The organism is Caulobacter sp. GW821-FHT10E02, assembly GCF_059415225.1.
Genome location: NZ_JBWKMV010000004.1, coordinates 501,169 through 515,929, shown reverse-complemented (window position 1 = coordinate 515,929; position 14,761 = coordinate 501,169). Strand labels below are relative to the sequence as shown.

The 14,761-nt window shown below is 68.1% G+C and carries 14 protein-coding genes; 5 read left to right on the top strand and 9 right to left on the bottom strand.

Annotated features, from left to right (window positions below; all coding sequences use genetic code 11):
• Nucleotides 1–23 precede the first annotated feature (23 nt).
• The gene (locus tag AC07NI_RS22320) at nt 24–1,931 is read left to right on the top strand and encodes a methyl-accepting chemotaxis protein (protein ID WP_494623201.1); all 1,908 of its coding nucleotides are present in this window, start codon (nt 24–26) and stop codon (nt 1,929–1,931) included.
• Nucleotides 1,932–1,990: 59 nt separating this feature from the next.
• On the opposite strand, the gene AC07NI_RS22315 is transcribed toward AC07NI_RS22320, so the two are convergent.
• Both AC07NI_RS22315 and AC07NI_RS22310 read right to left on the bottom strand, forming a co-directional pair.
• On the bottom strand, nt 1,991–2,125 hold the full coding sequence (locus tag AC07NI_RS22315; protein ID WP_494623199.1) for a hypothetical protein: 135 nt from the start codon (nt 2,123–2,125) through the stop codon (nt 1,991–1,993).
• A gap of 197 nt (nt 2,126–2,322) precedes the next feature.
• Nucleotides 2,323–3,510: an acetyl-CoA C-acyltransferase gene (locus AC07NI_RS22310; RefSeq protein WP_494623197.1), complete on the bottom strand. Its 1,188-nt coding sequence runs from the start codon at nt 3,508–3,510 to the stop codon at nt 2,323–2,325.
• A 262-nt stretch (nt 3,511–3,772) separates the two neighbouring features.
• Between AC07NI_RS22310 and AC07NI_RS22305 the strand changes: the two genes are divergently transcribed.
• Entirely contained in the window at nt 3,773–6,160 is a 2,388-nt protein-coding gene (locus AC07NI_RS22305) for a TonB-dependent receptor (RefSeq protein WP_494623195.1), read from the top strand.
• Between the two features lie 110 nt (nt 6,161–6,270).
• Nucleotides 6,271–8,016 (top strand): N-acyl-D-amino-acid deacylase family protein, encoded by a 1,746-nt coding sequence (locus tag AC07NI_RS22300; protein WP_494623193.1) that lies wholly within the window; start codon nt 6,271–6,273, stop codon nt 8,014–8,016.
• Here the strand turns inward: AC07NI_RS22300 and AC07NI_RS22295 are convergent, their stop codons facing one another.
• From AC07NI_RS22295 to AC07NI_RS22270, 6 genes are all read right to left on the bottom strand, one after another.
• Nucleotides 8,017–8,424: a YybH family protein gene (locus tag AC07NI_RS22295; protein ID WP_494623191.1), complete on the bottom strand. Its 408-nt coding sequence runs from the start codon at nt 8,422–8,424 to the stop codon at nt 8,017–8,019.
• A 41-nt stretch (nt 8,425–8,465) separates the two neighbouring features.
• Nucleotides 8,466–9,227, bottom strand: coding sequence for a CPBP family glutamic-type intramembrane protease (locus AC07NI_RS22290; protein ID WP_494623189.1), 762 nt, complete (start codon nt 9,225–9,227; stop codon nt 8,466–8,468).
• Between the two features lie 16 nt (nt 9,228–9,243).
• Nucleotides 9,244–9,945, bottom strand: coding sequence for a TPM domain-containing protein (locus tag AC07NI_RS22285; RefSeq protein ID WP_494623187.1), 702 nt, complete (start codon nt 9,943–9,945; stop codon nt 9,244–9,246).
• A gap of 1 nt (nt 9,946) precedes the next feature.
• Nucleotides 9,947–10,720: a TPM domain-containing protein gene (locus tag AC07NI_RS22280; protein ID WP_494623185.1), complete on the bottom strand. Its 774-nt coding sequence runs from the start codon at nt 10,718–10,720 to the stop codon at nt 9,947–9,949.
• 109 nt (nt 10,721–10,829) lie between these two features.
• Nucleotides 10,830–11,486: a LemA family protein gene (locus AC07NI_RS22275; protein ID WP_494623183.1), complete on the bottom strand. Its 657-nt coding sequence runs from the start codon at nt 11,484–11,486 to the stop codon at nt 10,830–10,832.
• Between the two features lie 87 nt (nt 11,487–11,573).
• A complete protein-coding gene (locus AC07NI_RS22270; RefSeq protein WP_494623181.1) occupies nt 11,574–12,872 on the bottom strand; it encodes an acyl-CoA dehydrogenase family protein in 1,299 nt (432 codons plus the stop codon).
• Nucleotides 12,873–12,998: 126 nt separating this feature from the next.
• Between AC07NI_RS22270 and AC07NI_RS22265 the strand changes: the two genes are divergently transcribed.
• On the top strand, nt 12,999–13,424 hold the full coding sequence (locus AC07NI_RS22265) for a hypothetical protein (RefSeq protein WP_494623179.1): 426 nt from the start codon (nt 12,999–13,001) through the stop codon (nt 13,422–13,424).
• A 6-nt stretch (nt 13,425–13,430) separates the two neighbouring features.
• Here AC07NI_RS22265 and AC07NI_RS22260 read toward each other — a convergent pair whose 3' ends face one another.
• Nucleotides 13,431–13,976 carry a dihydrofolate reductase family protein gene (locus AC07NI_RS22260; protein ID WP_494623177.1) on the bottom strand — a complete coding sequence of 182 codons (546 nt, stop codon included), beginning with the start codon at nt 13,974–13,976 and terminating at the stop codon, nt 13,431–13,433.
• A 335-nt stretch (nt 13,977–14,311) separates the two neighbouring features.
• Here AC07NI_RS22260 and AC07NI_RS22255 point away from each other — a divergent pair, with 335 nt between their 5' ends.
• Entirely contained in the window at nt 14,312–14,650 is a 339-nt protein-coding gene (locus AC07NI_RS22255; protein ID WP_494623175.1) for a DUF8200 family protein, read from the top strand.
• Nucleotides 14,651–14,761: the final 111 nt, after the last annotated feature.

Here is a 14,761-nt window from a genome sequence, read left to right as displayed (position 1 = left end):
ATCTGAAAATTCCGCACAAGCTGATGGCGGTCTTCGCTGTCATGCTCGCGACCATCGTTGTGATGGGCGTGTCCCTCTACGCCAACAAGGTCGGCCTCGGCCAATCGGTGGAACGCACCGAGCGCGCCTATGAGATGCTGCGCCAGGCGGATACGGCGGCTTTCCGCCTGACCCGTCAGGAGAACTCGCTGCGCGGCTTCCTGCTGTCGGGCGACAATTACTACGTCAAGCGCCTGGAAGAGGCCCACAAGCCCAAGTTCCTGGCCGCGCTGGACGAGCTGCGCAAGCTGGCCGCCGGCGACCAGGAAGACCTGGCTCGCATCGCCGCCGTCGACGCCGCCTATGCCGACTACCGCAAGCTGGCCATCGAGCCGGGCGAGACCCTGGGCGCCGACGTGGCGACCCGTCCGCAGGCGGTCGAGCTGGTCAAGCACGACGGCGTCGCCGACAAGGCCGTGACCCCGGTCGAGGACGCCATCGAGGCGATCTCCAAGAACGCCGAGGCAGAGCTGACGACGGAAGCCGCCGCTCAGAAGAAGGCCTCGCTGGAATCCACCCTGGCCCTGGCCATCGGCATCCTGATCACGGCTGGCATCGCCATCGGCGGTGGTCTGCTGCTGACGGGCGCGATCGCCAAGCCGGTGACCGCCATGACCAACGCCATGCGCCGCCTGGCCTCGGGCGACAACACGGTCGACGTGCCGGCCCAGGGTCGCAAGGACGAGATCGGCGACATGGCCGCCGCCGTGGCCTACTTCAAGGACTCCGAGGCCGAGAAGGTCCGCATCGAGGCCGCCGCTGTCGATCAGCGCCAGGCCGCCGACCGCGAACGCGCCGCCAACGAAGCCGAAAAGGCCGAGGTCGCCCGCAACGACGCCATCGCCATCTCCGCGCTGAACGAGGCGCTGGACCACATGGCCGGCGGCGACCTGACCCACCGGATCACCACGGCGTTCGCGCCGAAGGCCGAGAGCCTGAAGACCAACTTCAACGCCGCCGCCGACCGCATGCAGCAGGCGATCCAGTCGATCAACTCGGCCACCGGCGGCGTCAACAGCGGCGCCGACGAGATCGCCGAGGCTTCGGACAACCTGTCGCGCCGGACGGAACAGCAGGCCGCCAGCCTGGAAGAGACCGCCGCCGCCCTGGACGAGATCACCGCGACGGTCCGCAAGACCGCCTCGGGCGCCAAGGAAGCCTCGCAGGTCGTGGCCAACGCCCGCTCGGACGCCGAGCGCTCGGGCCGCATCGTCGGCCAGGCCGTGGCGGCCATGACCGAGATCGAGACCTCGTCCAACCAGGTCAGCCAGATCATCGGCGTCATCGACGAGATCGCCTTCCAGACCAATCTGCTGGCCCTGAACGCCGGCGTCGAAGCTGCGCGTGCCGGTGAAGCCGGCCGTGGTTTCGCGGTGGTCGCGCAGGAAGTGCGGGCTCTCGCCCAGCGCTCGGCAGACGCCGCCAAGGAGATCAAGACCCTGATCTCGACCTCGACCGCCCAGGTCGAGGCCGGCGTGGACCTGGTCGGTCAGACCGGCGAGGCGCTGAGCCGCATCGTCGAGCAGGTCGCCTCGATCGACGCGCTGATGAAGGAAATCTCGGCCTCGACCACCGAGCAGGCTACCGGCCTGAACGAGGTCAACGGCGCGGTGAACCAGATGGACCAGGTCGTTCAGCAGAACGCCGCCATGGTCGAGGAAGCCACCGCCGCCTCGCACTCGCTGAAGAACGAGGCCAAGGCGCTGATGGAGCTGGTCGGCCGCTTCCGCGTCGGCGAAGGCTCGAGCATCGTCAAGTCGCGTCCCGCCCAGACAACCTACCGTCCGCCGGCGCCTCAGACCCGACCCGCGCCACAGCGCCCGACGGTCTCGGCTCGCCCGGGACGCGGTTCGGCCGCCGTGGCGGTCAGCGAGGACTGGGAAGAGTTCTGATCGCCTGAACGATCAGCGGACTAAAGCGAGGCTCTCCGGGAAACCGGGGAGCCTTTCGCTTATCCGCGGTTCAGCGCGATCGTCTCGAACGAGGACTTGGTGGTCTGGGGGCCGTGGCTGGGGTTCGGCGTCGGCAGGGCGAGACCGATCGCGGCGGCGACCAGCAGAGCGACGGTGAAGAAGGCCTTGGCCATGGTCCTATCTCGGGTCTGGCGTCTTGAAGCGACAATTCGCGGGCGCCGACGAGAGCCTAGATGGCCCCGCGTGCGGCGGGTTCAAGGCCCGGGTCCCTGAGGTCCCCGAACGTCGTGATCCAATAGGAAAGGCCGGAAACCCGCTTGTGGGTTCCCGGCCTTTTTTGACCCGATGCGCTACGAAATCGGGAACCCGATTAGAAGATTTCGAACAACCCAGCGGCGCCCATGCCGCCGCCGATGCACATGGTTACGACGCCCAGCTTGGCCTTGCGGCGCTTGCCTTCCAGCAGCAGGTGGCCGGCGCAGCGGGCGCCGGTCATGCCGAAGGGGTGGCCGATGGCGATCGAGCCGCCGTTGACGTTGTACTTCTCCGGATCGATGCCCAGGCGGTCACGGCTGTAGAGGCACTGCGAGGCGAAGGCCTCGTTCAGCTCCCACAGGTCGATGTCGTCGACCTTCAGGCCGTGGCGTTCCAGCAGGCGCGGCACGGCGAAGACCGGGCCGATGCCCATCTCGTCGGGCTCGCAGCCGGCGATGGCGAAGCCGCGGAACAGGCCCAGCGGTTCCAGGCCGCGCTTCTCGGCTTCCTTGCGTTCCATCACCACCACGGCGGCGGCGCCGTCCGACAGCTGGCTGGCGTTGCCGGCGGTGACGAAGTTGCCAGGACCCTTGACGGGTTCGAGCTTGGCGAGACCTTCCAGGGTCGTCTCAGGACGATTGCACTCGTCCTTGGTGACCACGTAGTCGACCAGGCTCTCTTCCTTGGTCTCCTTGTTGACCACCTTCATCTTGGTGGCCATCGGCACGATCTCGTCGTCGAACAGGCCGGCGGCCTGGGCGGCGGCGATGCGCTGCTGGCTGCGCAGGGAGTACTCGTCCTGGTACTCCCGGCTGATGTTGTAGCGCTTGGCCACGATATCGGCGGTGTCGATCATCGCCATCCACAGGGCCGGCTTTTCCTTCATCAGCTTGTCTTCGGTGATGTGGAAGCGGTTCATGTGGCCGCCGCCCTGCACCAGCGAGATCGACTCCACGCCGCCGCCGATGGCGACCGGGGCGCCGTCGTTGCGGACGTAGTTGGCCGCCGTGGCGATCGCCTGCAGGCCCGAGGAGCAGAAGCGGTTGACCGTCTGGCCCGAGGTGGTGACCGGCAGGCCGGCCCAGATGGCGGCGTTGCGGGCGACGTTCATGCCCGTGGCGCCTTCAGGACCGCCGCAGCCCAGGACCACGTCCTCGACCTCGGCGCCGTCGATGCCTGCGCGCTGCACGGCGTGCTGGATCGCATGACCGGCCATGGCCGCGCCGTGGGTGTTGTTGAAGCCGCCCCGATTGGACTTGGCCAGGCCCGTGCGGGCGTAAGAGACGATGACCGCTTCGCGCATAGAGGCGCACTCCCCGTTAAACGTTAGTTTGAATTGCCCCCACCCTAGACCGGCTTTCCGCGCGGCGAAAGATCACGTACGCGTCAACGTCAATCCAGCCCACTTTTCATACGTATGTTTCTAAAGTAGCCGACACCGGTGTCTAAAATGCTGATTTCTCTCGTCTTCGTTTCGCGTTGACTTTCCCTGATTCCAGGAGAAACGCTGGGGTTGCGTCGGGAGCGTGACTCCAAGAACGCCAAAAACATACGGGAGGTAACCAATGACCATCGCTACGCCGCGTCGAGGGGCGCGTCGCGCGCTGCTGAGCGCCAGTACGCTTGCCATCATCCTGGCCATCCCCGCCCTGGCGGCGGCCCAGCAGACGGAGACCTCGGTCGACGAGATCATCGTCACCGCCACCAAGCGGGACGCCTCGATCCAGGACATTCCGTTCTCGATCAACGCTCAGACCGAAAAGGACATCCAGCGCTCGGGCGCGGTGACCCTGGAGGACCTGTCGCGCAACGTCGCCGGCCTGACGATCCAGAACCTCGGCCCCGGCCAGAGCCAGGTGTCGGTGCGCGGCGTCTCGGCCGGCCAGGTCGTCCGCGACCAGCCGGGCGTCAAGGAACAGGTCGGGGTCTATCTCGACGAGTCCGTGATCTCGCTGTCGCTGTTCACCCCGGACGTCGACCTGTTCGACCTGAACCGCGTCGAGACCCTGCGCGGTCCGCAAGGCACGCTGTTCGGCTCGGGCTCGGTCGGGGGCACCATCCGCTACATCACCAACCAGCCCCGTCTGGACAAGACCGAGGGCCTGTTCGAAGCCAACGCCAACCTGGTCGGCGGCGACGACTTCGGCGGCCATGTGAAGGGCATGTTCAACGTGCCGATCGGCGACAAGGTCGCCATGCGCGCGGTCGGCTACCTGACCCAGTACGGCGGCTTCATCAATGCGCGCGGCGAGGGCGGCACGCTCAAGAAGAACGTCAATGACGGCACGCGTCGCGGCGGCCGCCTGTCGTTCGTGATCAAGCCGACCGAGACCGTCACCCTGACCCCGCGCGTGGTCTATCAGGAGATCCGGGCCCACGGCTTCAACCGGGAAGAGGTTTTCAACCTCTTCGCCAATCCCAACACCACGACCCGGCCGAAGATCACGCTGGGCGAGCGCGAGCAGTACCTGCTGCTGCCGGAAAGCTTCGCCGACAACACCCTGCTGGCCGACCTCACCGCCAACTTCGATCTCGGCGCGGCGACCCTGACCTCGGTCTCCAGCTACATCAGCCGCGACATCGCCGTGAACCGCGACGCCAGTTCGCTGTCGGGCAGCGTCTCGGTCGATCTGGGCTTCCCGGCCGCGGCGGTGCTGCTGCCGTCCCGCCTGGTCGACACCACCGACCTCGAGCAATACACCCAGGAACTGCGCCTGGCCTCGGCCGGCGAAGGGCCCTTCCAGTGGGTGGTCGGCGGCTTCTATTCGAAGGTCGACCGCGTCTACAACCAGACCCTGCCGACCCCCGGCTACGACGCCTACACCGACGCGGTCCTGGGCGCCGGCACCTCGGCGGCGGTGGCCAACGGCTTCCCGCGCAACTCGCCCTACAACGCCTACCTGCCCTACGACATCAAGCAGAAGGCCGTGTTCGGCGAGCTGAACTACACGCTGGGCAAGCTGACCGCGACGGCCGGCGGCCGCTACTACGACTTCAGCGAAACCCGCCAGTTCAAGTCGGGCGGCCTGTTCGCCAACGGCGACAACCGCACCGACAAGACCTCGTCGAACGGCTTCACGCCGCGCTTCCTGCTGAGCTACGAGGCGAGCGACCACGTCACCTTCAACGCCCAGGCCTCGAAGGGCTTCCGCCTCGGCGGCGTCAACGACCCGCTGAACCTGCCGCTGTGCTCGGCGCAGGACGCGGCGATCTTCGGCGGCTACCAGTCCTACAAGGACGAGTCGCTGTGGAACTACGAGGGCGGGGTGAAGTCGCGCTTCGGCGGCATCACCTTCAACGGCGCGGCCTTCTACACCGACATCAGCAACCTGCAGACCACGCTGGACGCCGGCTCCTGCTCGTCGCGCGTGGTGTTCAACGTCGCCAAGGCCCACACCAAGGGCGTCGAGGGCGAGTTCCGGGCCCGCCTGGCCTCGGGTCTCGACCTTGGCCTGTCAGGCAGCCTTGTGGAGGCCGAGTTCGACAGCAGCGTGAAGGACGGCACGGGCGCGATCCTGGGCGGCATCCGCGACGGCAACCGCCTGCCGTCGGTGCCGAAGTTCCAGATCTCGGCCGACATCACCTACACCAAGGAAGTGCGTGAAGGCGTCAACGCCTACATCAACGCCTCGGTGCAGCACGTCGGCAACCGCTTCACCCAGGCCAGCGACCAGGAGAATAACCCGCGCTCGTTCGTCTCGGGCCTGGCGTTCGGCGGGGCCACGGGCACGGTGCCGACGATCGTGAACCTGAAGCTGCCCAGCTACGAGATCGTCAATCTCAGCATCGGCTTGGAGATGCCGGACGGGGTCGACCTGGTCGCCTACGTCAACAACATCTTCGACGAGAACGCCCTGCTGTCCTTCGACCGCGAACGCGGTGGCCGGGCGCGCCTGGGCTATTCGGTGGGCCAGCCGCGCGTCATGGGCGTGACGGTCCGCAAGTCGTTCTAGAGCTTACGGGGGCGGTCGCTTCGGCGGCCGCCCCTTCCGTTACGGCGACTTGACGCTGCATCGGCCCGGGCGGACCCTCGTGAACAACGATAAGTCACGGGAGGAATGTCATGGCGCAGCATGCCTATGACCTGGTTCTGCGTGGGGGAACGGTCTTGGACGGGACCGGTGCGCCGGGCTTCGTCGCTGACGTCGCGGTCAAGGACGGCCTGATCGCCGCTATCGGTCCGAACCTGGCGTCGGGCGTCGAGGAGATCTACGCCAGCGGCCGGATCGTCACCCCGGGCTTCGTCGACATCCACACCCACTATGACGGCCAGGCGACCTGGGGCTCGACGATGACGCCCAGCTCGGGACATGGCGTGACTACGGTAGTCATGGGCAATTGCGGCGTCGGCTTCGCGCCGTGTCGCCCCGAAGACCACGACCGCCTGATCCGGCTGATGGAGGGCGTCGAGGACATCCCGTTCCCGGTGCTGACCGAGGGCCTGCCCTGGGCCTGGGAGAGCTTCCCCGACTATCTCGATTTCCTGGCCGGCCGCGCCTTCGACGTCGATATCGGCGCCCAGCTGCCGCACGCGGCGCTGCGGGTCTATGTGATGGGCGAGCGGGGCGCAAACCGCGAGCCGGCGACGGAAGCCGACATCGCCGCCATGGCCGCCATCGCCCAGCGGGCGGTCGAAGCCGGGGCGCTGGGCTTCTCGACCTCGCGCACGCTGAACCACCGGACCAGCGACGGCCAGCCGACCCCGACCCTGACGGCCGGCGAGGACGAGCTGACCGGCATCGCCCTGGGTCTCGCCGCCGCCGGCAAGGGTGTGCTGCAACTGGTCTCGGACTTCGCGCCCGACGGCCTGGCCGAGCTGGCCATGGTCCGGCGGATCGTCGAGGCCTCGGGCCGGCCGCTGTCGTTCTCGCTGGTCCAGAGCCCCAAGTCGCCCGGCGGCTACAAGGCGATGCTGGCGGGGCTGTCGGCCGCGGTCGACGCCGGCCTGCCGATGAAGGCCCAGGTCTGCGGCCGCCCGGTCGGGGTACTGTTCGGCCTGGAGCTAACGCTCAACCCGTTCAGCCAGACGGAAGCCTATGGCGAGATCGCCGGCCTGCCCCTGGCCGACCGTGTCGCCGCCCTGCGCGACCCGACCTTCCGTGCCCGCCTGCTGGCCGAGGAGAGCGATCCGCAAGGTCCGTTCGCCGGCCGGGCGCTGCGGGCCTGGGACATCATGTATCCGATGGGCGCGGACCCGGACTACGAGCCGACCGCCGACAAGAGCGTCGCGGCGATCGCCGAGGCCTCCGGCCGCGCGCGGGCCGAGGTGGCGCTGGACGCCATGCTGGAGCGCGACGGGCGCGGCATGCTCTACCACCCGTTCCTGAACTATGCCGATGGCTCGCTGGAGCCCAGCTTTCACATGCTGACCCATCGCGACACCGTGCCGGGCCTGTCGGACGGCGGGGCCCATGTCGGCATGATCTGCGACGGCAGCTTCCCGACCAGCAACCTGATCCACTGGACCCGCGACCGTACGCGCGGCCCCCGGATCGCGTTGGAGACCATGATCGTCCGCCAGACCCGGGACACCGCCCAGGCGGTCGGCCTGTTGGATCGCGGCCTGATCGCACCGGGCTACCGCGCCGACCTCAATGTCATCGACTACGAGGGGCTCAGCCTGGAGGCCCCGCGCGTGGCCTACGACCTGCCGGCCGGTGGGCGGCGGTTGGTCCAGGCGGCGCACGGCTATGTCGCCACCATCGTCGCGGGCGTCGTCACCCAGCGCGATGGCGAGCCGACCGGGGCTTTGCCGGGCCGGTTGGTGCGTGGCGCTCAGGCCGCGCCGCTGGCGATGGCGGCGGAGTAGTCAGGCCGCTTCCGCCTTCACCAGCGGGTCGGCGTGGCGGTGGATCAGCCGCCAGGCGCCGTCCTCGTGGCGGAACAGTTCGGTGATCCGCAGGTGCATCTCGACCGGCTCGTTTTGGCCGGTCAGGCGGACCTTGGCATGCTGCAGCCCGGTCCAGTAGCCGAGGTCGCCGGCGCTGTCGCTGTGCAGGATCTCCAGCGTGGTCTCGCCGCCCTCGCCGAACGCCTCGGCGTCGCGGCCATAGATGTTGGCCACCCACTCGGCGCCGATCTCGTGGCCGCCGCGCGGCGGGAAGAAGCTGGCCGGGCAGGCGGTGGCGGCCAGCTGATCCAGCGGTCCGGCCTGACCGTTCACATAGGCCTGGGCGGCCTGGCGACGGATATCCAGGAAGGTGTCGAAATCAGTCATGGCGGCTCTCCGGCTTCACCATGGAAAGCGCGCGAACCGGCTTAGGTTTCCCGGCGACGAAGCGCGAACAGCGTCAGCGCCAGGATCATCAGCGCCACCGCCTCGGCCGGCCGCGTGCGCCAGGCGCTGGTCGCGCCCAGGGCGTTGACGATGGCGTGCGGGATCAGGCCTGCGACCAGCAGGCTGCCTCGACCGTGCACGTGCAGCCAGGTCATCAGCAGCGACAGCGCCACGGTGCCCAGGGCGTACCAGCCAAGGTCCGAGATGGGCGTCACGACGATGCCCGGGAACAGGAAGGCCGGGACGTGCCACAGCGTCCAGATCAAGCCCAGGATCGTCCCGGCCATCAGGGGCGACCAGCGCTCCAGCATCTTGGGCAGGGCGTAGCCGCGCCAGCCGAACTCCTCGCCCAGCGGGCCGGAGTTGCGCACGACCTGGGCGGTGGTCAGCAGGAGCAGCGGCGTGGCGACCAGCACGTCGGCCGGCTTCACGGGCCAGGGGCGCAGGGCGAGGCTCAGTAGTAGGGCGATAGCCGGTAGGGCGAGGATCGCGACCGCCAAGGTCAGCGCATTGCCCGGCAGCAAACGGCGCGCCATCGCCTTCAGGCCGTTGAGGCCTTCCTCGGCGAAGGTCAGGACCAGCCCCGCGATACTCGGCCCATAGGCGGCGACCATGTAGGCCGGCGAGCCGTATGCGAACGGGCCGAACCACGCCGTCAGCGGCTTGGGGAACAGCAGCCACAGCCCGCCGACGCCCCAGGTGATCGCGAAGGCCAGGGCGAAGAAGCGGACGAGGCGGTCCATCTCTTCGCCCGGTCCTTCAGTGCTTCGTCAGGATGGTCAGGCCGTCGGGCAGTTCGTTGCGGTCGTCGGGGCGCGGCGGGACGTGGGCGGCCAGGATGTCGCCGGTGCGGACCACGGCGGCGACGAAGCCGTCGGCGACGCGGCCGCGCTTGAGGCCGCCGACCAGGTCGGCCACGACCTCGTCCCAGACCGTGTTGGGGGCCGCGGCGTAGATGCCCTCGTCGGCGATGACCTCGACCCGGTGTTCGGCCAGGGCGGCGAAGATCAGGACGCCGGTGCGGTCACGGGTGACGTGCAGGCCGTGGCTGAGGAACTGCTCCATGGCCGCGCGGCGCACCCGGGCGGCCTTCAGCGAGCCGGGGGTGAGGGCGCGGCGGACCGGCGGGATCGAGACGAGCAGGGCCGCGACCACGAACACCACCATTTGAAGGGCGATATAGGTCGACAGCGCCGACAGGATCGCCCCGTCCAGCGCCGCCTGGTGGCCGATGCTCCAGCCGCCGAACAGGCGGGTCAGCATTTCGGGCCGGAAGCCGGCGAACAGGGCGCCGGCCGGCAAGACGAGGGCCGCGGCCGCCGCCCAGACTAGCGGGGTCTCGCGATAGTCCGACACCTCGGGCGCCAGGACGCAGAAGATCTCGCCGGCGGTGGTCTTCTCGGCCTGGGCCACCGCGCCGGCGATGCGGTCGAGGTCCTGCGGGGTCATGCGTGTCGCCATCTCACCAGCTCCCCGAACTGCCGCCGCCGCCGAACGATCCGCCGCCGCCGGAGAAGCCGCCTCCGCCGCCCCCGCCACCGCTCCAGCCGCCGCCACCGCGTCCGCTGTTGTTCAGCGCGCCCAGGATGATCCACGGTAGGGCCGAACCCAGGCCGCTTCGGCCACGCCGGCCTCGGAACAGGTTCGAGAACAGCACGATCAGGAAGAAGGCGATGAACAGGCCGACGAGCGGCGAGCCCTGGGCCTTGTGGCGCTCGGGCTGGCTGGCCTCGGCGATGCGAGCCTTGGCCTGGTCGGCGGGCAGGCTGAGCTGCTCGACCAGGGCGTTCGTCCCCGCGACGATGCCGCCTTCCATGTCGCCGTCGCGGAACTTCGGCAGGATGGCGCTCTGGATGATGACGCTGGACAGGGCGTCGGTCAGGACGGGCTCGAGGCCATAGCCGACCTCGATCCGCACCTTCCGGTCATTGGGCGCGACCAAGAGGATCGCGCCGGTGTTCTTGTCCTTCTCGCCGATGCCCCAGGTCCGGCCCAGCTGGTAGCCGTAGTCCTCGATCGGATAGCCATCCAGGCTAGGGACCGTGGCCACGACCAGCTGGCGGCCGGTCGTGGTCTCGAGGTTTTCCAGCTTGGCTGTCAGGTCCTGCTCGACCTGCAGCGACAGGACCTGGGCGTTGTCGACCACCCGCCCGGTGAGGGGCGGGAACTTCGGCGCGGCGAAGGCGGGAAGGGCCACAGTCAGGGCCAGCACCAACGCCACCAAAAACCCGCTCATTCCCGCGAAAGCGGGAACCCAAGCGGACTTGGCCACGGCGACGCCGCGCGAAACCGTCAGGCTCGGCTTGGGTCCCCGCTTTCGCGGGGATGAGCGGAATGGGAACAAGTTACTGGACCTTCGGCGGCGCGGCCGTGGGGGGAGAACTGAAGTCCACCGTCGGGGCGGTCTGGGCCGAGGCCGTGGCCTGGAACAGCTGGGCCGGCTTCTGGCCGCTGTACATCGTCTTGGCCCAGAACACGCTGGGGAAGGTCCGCAGGGTGGTGTTGTAGGTCTGGGCCGTCTGGTTGTAGTCGCGGCGCGCGATGGTGATGCGGTTCTCGGTGCCTTCCAGCTGGCTCTGCAGGGCCAGGAAGTTCTGGTTCGACTTCAGGTCCGGATATTGCTCCTGGATCATCATCAGGCGGCCGAGCACGCCGGACAGCTTGTCCTGGGCGGCGGCGTACTGCTGGAACTGGGCCGGGTCGGTGATGGTCGAGGCGTCGACCTTGACCTGGGTGGCGCTGGCGCGGGCCTGGGTCACCTCGACCAGGACGCTCTTCTCTTGCTGCGCGTAGCCCTTCACCGTGGCGACCAGGTTCGGCACCAGGTCGGCGCGGCGCTGGTACTGGTTCTGCACCTCGGCCCAGGCGGCCTTGGTCGCCTCGTCCTGGGTCGGGATGGTGTTGATCCCGCAGCCGGCGAGGGTCGCGGGGATGGCGACGATCAAAGCGACGCGCGCGGCGTTGCGAGCCAGACGGTTCATGTGTCCTCCGAATGCGAACATGTATGCTCGCGTATCGCTGTTAGATAGCGAGCCTAACGCTACACGTCAGAGGGCGACAGGTTAAACCTTGTCCATGTCCCAACCTGCCTACACTTGAGAGAAGGCCGCCTTGCGCGGACCCATGTAGCCGAACAGCCAGGCGGCCACCTTGCGCATCTGGATTTCCTCGCTGCCCTCGGTGATCCGGTAGCGGCGGTGGTGGCGGTAGATGTGCTCGAACGGCTTGTGGCGGGAATAGCCGATGCCGCCGTGGATCTGCATGGCCCGGTCGGCGGCCTCGCAGCACAGGCGGTTAGCCCAGTAGTTGCTCATCGAGACCTTGTCGGAGAGCCGCTTCTCGACCTCGACCTTGGACATCTGGTCCATGTCCCAGGCGGTCTTGCGGATCAGCAGGCGCAGCATCTCGGCCTGGGTCGAGAGCTCGACGATCGGGAACTGAATGGCCTGATTCTCGGACAGCGCCTTGCCGAACGGCTTGCGCGCGCGCGCGTACTTGATGCTTTCTTCTATGCAGAACACCGCCGCGCCCAGGCTGGAGGCCGCCTGGCGGATGCGGTTCTCGTGCACGAAGTGCTGAGCCAGGGCCAAGCCGCCGCCCTCGGGGCCGAACATCGCCGACTCGGGCACCCACACATTGGTGAAACTGACCCGGGGGTGATCGGTCGGCATGTTGAAGGTCCAGAGGTACTCCTCGATCTTCACGCCGGGGGCATGGGCCGGGACCAGTAGGGCGGTGATGCCCTTGGCGTCGCCGTCCTCGCCCGAGGTGCGGGCGAACAGGCAGCAGTGCGTGGCCGCGTGCATGCCGGTGGTCCACATCTTCTCGCCGTTGATCCGCCAGCCGGCCTCGCCCTTGTGCTCCTCGCGGACCGCGCGGGTCTCCATGAAGGTGGCGTCCGAGCCGTGCTCGGGCTCGGTCAGGCCGAAGGTCGGGCGGAAGGCGCCCTTGTCCAGCATGTCGGTGATCAGGTGCTGCTGGTCGGGCCGGCCGAAGTCGCGGATCATCAGCACGAACGGATTGTTGCCGACGATCGAATGCTCGTTCTGCAGGTCGTTGAACAGGCCCAGGCCCTTGGACGCCAGGTGCTCGCGGATCACCGCCATCCAGAGGTTGGAGCCGTCCTGGCCGCCGTATTCCTTGGGCAGGGCGAAGCGGTAGTAACCGGCCTGGTCGGCTAGTTTGCGGGCCTTGGCCAGAAGCTCCTCCCACTCGTGCTTGGGCAGGCCGCCGCCGTCCCAGTCGGTGCGGGCCCATTCGCGGCGGTGGTCGAAGAAGCGCTCGTTGTCGTCGCGCGCCTGCAGAGGCGCGATCTCCTTGTCGATGAAGGCGTCGAGCTCGCCCAGATAGGCGGTCAGCTCCGGCGGCAAGTGGAAGTCCATGGTCAAGCTCCCTCGCGCACATCTTATGGTTATGGCGAGAGACTAAGCGCGGCGAGCGGTCGCGGCCAACCGTGCCCCTGCGGAACAACGCTTTAACCGGTCTTTGACCAGAGCGTGCTTAGGGTTTCCGTCATGATCACCATGGCCGCCTTCGCGATCATCGGGGCCGCGCTCGGACTGTTCGTCCGGCCGCGCTGGCTGGGCGTGCTGCTGCCGATCGCCCTGGCCGTGCTGGTCGAGGGCGGAGTCCATTGGGCCATCGGGGTCATGGACCACCAGACCAACCGCGAGGTCCTGATCATGCGCCTGGAAGCGATCTTCGGCGAAGGCTGGATCGGCATGGCCGGTCCCGTGGCCGCCGCCGTGATCGGCTCGGTCCTGGCCGCCGTGCTCGGCGCGATTACGGATCCGAAGAAGGCCGGACTGGTGCTCAGCGCCGACGGCATCCAGCGCCGCGCCGGCAAGGACGGCCGCTACGCCCGCGCCCAGGGCATGGTCGAGGACCGCGCCATCCACGCCAAGGCCGAAAGCCGGATCGATCAGATCCTGGGGCTGTAGGTCGGCTCAGGCCGGAACGTAGGTCAGCCTGAAGACGTCCTCCGGCACGGCCTCGCTGGCGATCAGCCGTAGCGGTGGACGCGTCCGGGCGAAGTAGGGCTTGCCGCCGCCCAGGACGAACGGGCGGAGATAAAGTCGGTACTCGTCCAGCAGGCCAAGATCGGTGAGGCTCGCGGCCAGCTCTGGCCCTGCGACGTCGATCTCGCCGTCCAGCTCGGCCTTGAGGCGGCGGGCGAAGCCCTCGACATCATCGGAGATCAGCGTCGCGTTCGGGCCGACTTCCTTCAGCGAGGTCGACACGACCCATTTGGGCTGGGCTCGCCAGGCGTCGGCGTAGTCGCGGGCGATGTCGTCCCAGTGGGGCTTATCCTCTTCCCAGTAGCGCATCATCTCGTAGATGCGGCGGCCGTAGAGACAGCCGGCCAGGCCGCGGACGTGGTCGTTGAAGTGCTGGTGCAGCGCGGGGCCAGGCATGGGCAGCTGCGGCCCGCCCTCGACACCGTCCACATAGCCGTCGAGCGACTGCATCATCCCGAAGACGAGCTTGGCCATGGTCGGGTTCCTGGTTGCGTCGGCCGCGCACCGTCCCGCAAATCTTCGCGTCCGGGAAGCCTTGGCCTCGCCGTTTCCGCGCCGGCCTCGCCGCGTTTCGTCAGGAATCCCCGTTTTCCGAAAAATCGATGCGCGTGCGAAATTCCGCTTGCGCAATTTCTTATCACTGATATCTAAGCAATGCTTAGTTCGGACCCGAAGCACCGGTGGGGATACCGGTGCGACCAACCTTAGCTGGGGTGGCCCAGAGGGGTTGGCAAGGTCCGGGCGGCCAGTACCGCGTCTCACCGATCAACGATCTGACCGCAACTTCCCCAATCCCGGAGGGCTTTCGCATGAAGCTCCGTTCCCTGGCGGCCGTCGCCGCTCTCTCTGTTTCCATGTTCGCCGGTTCGGCGTTCGCCGACGGCCGCATCGCCGCCGCTCTGGACGCCCCCGTGGCCGCCAAGACCAAGGTCGTCGCCGGCGGCGCCGTCTTTGTCTGCGAAGGCGCCGAGTGCGTCTCGGCCCAAGCCCCCTCGCGGGCTCTCACCGCGGTCGCCTGCAAGGCGCTCGCCAAGGAAGTGGGTCGCGTCGCGGCCTTCGGCGGCGAAACCAAGTCGCTGGACGCCGACGACCTGACCCGCTGCAACGCCTCGGCCAAGGGCGGTTCGTCCCTGGCCTCGGCTAAGTAAGAACACGTACCGCGCTTTATCTGAGTACCAGACGCGTTGTGGGTCGCCGTTTCTCCGGCCCGGTCTGGCTGTTTCCTCGAGCATTCGCCTTGAAGGGCGGCGGAAACCTTC

Coding starts and splice junctions, on each gene's coding strand:
- AC07NI_RS22320 (WP_494623201.1), top strand. CDS start 24: ATGGCGGTCTTCGCTGTCATGCTCGCGACCATCGTTGTGATGGGCGTG.
- AC07NI_RS22315 (WP_494623199.1), bottom strand. CDS start 2,125: ATGGCCAAGGCCTTCTTCACCGTCGCTCTGCTGGTCGCCGCCGCGATC.
- AC07NI_RS22310 (WP_494623197.1), bottom strand. CDS start 3,510: ATGCGCGAAGCGGTCATCGTCTCTTACGCCCGCACGGGCCTGGCCAAG.
- AC07NI_RS22305 (WP_494623195.1), top strand. CDS start 3,773: ATGACCATCGCTACGCCGCGTCGAGGGGCGCGTCGCGCGCTGCTGAGC.
- AC07NI_RS22300 (WP_494623193.1), top strand. CDS start 6,271: ATGGCGCAGCATGCCTATGACCTGGTTCTGCGTGGGGGAACGGTCTTG.
- AC07NI_RS22295 (WP_494623191.1), bottom strand. CDS start 8,424: ATGACTGATTTCGACACCTTCCTGGATATCCGTCGCCAGGCCGCCCAG.
- AC07NI_RS22290 (WP_494623189.1), bottom strand. CDS start 9,227: ATGGACCGCCTCGTCCGCTTCTTCGCCCTGGCCTTCGCGATCACCTGG.
- AC07NI_RS22285 (WP_494623187.1), bottom strand. CDS start 9,945: ATGGCGACACGCATGACCCCGCAGGACCTCGACCGCATCGCCGGCGCG.
- AC07NI_RS22280 (WP_494623185.1), bottom strand. CDS start 10,720: ATGAGCGGGTTTTTGGTGGCGTTGGTGCTGGCCCTGACTGTGGCCCTT.
- AC07NI_RS22275 (WP_494623183.1), bottom strand. CDS start 11,486: ATGTTCGCATTCGGAGGACACATGAACCGTCTGGCTCGCAACGCCGCG.
- AC07NI_RS22265 (WP_494623179.1), top strand. CDS start 12,999: ATGATCACCATGGCCGCCTTCGCGATCATCGGGGCCGCGCTCGGACTG.
- AC07NI_RS22260 (WP_494623177.1), bottom strand. CDS start 13,976: ATGGCCAAGCTCGTCTTCGGGATGATGCAGTCGCTCGACGGCTATGTG.
- AC07NI_RS22255 (WP_494623175.1), top strand. CDS start 14,312: ATGAAGCTCCGTTCCCTGGCGGCCGTCGCCGCTCTCTCTGTTTCCATG.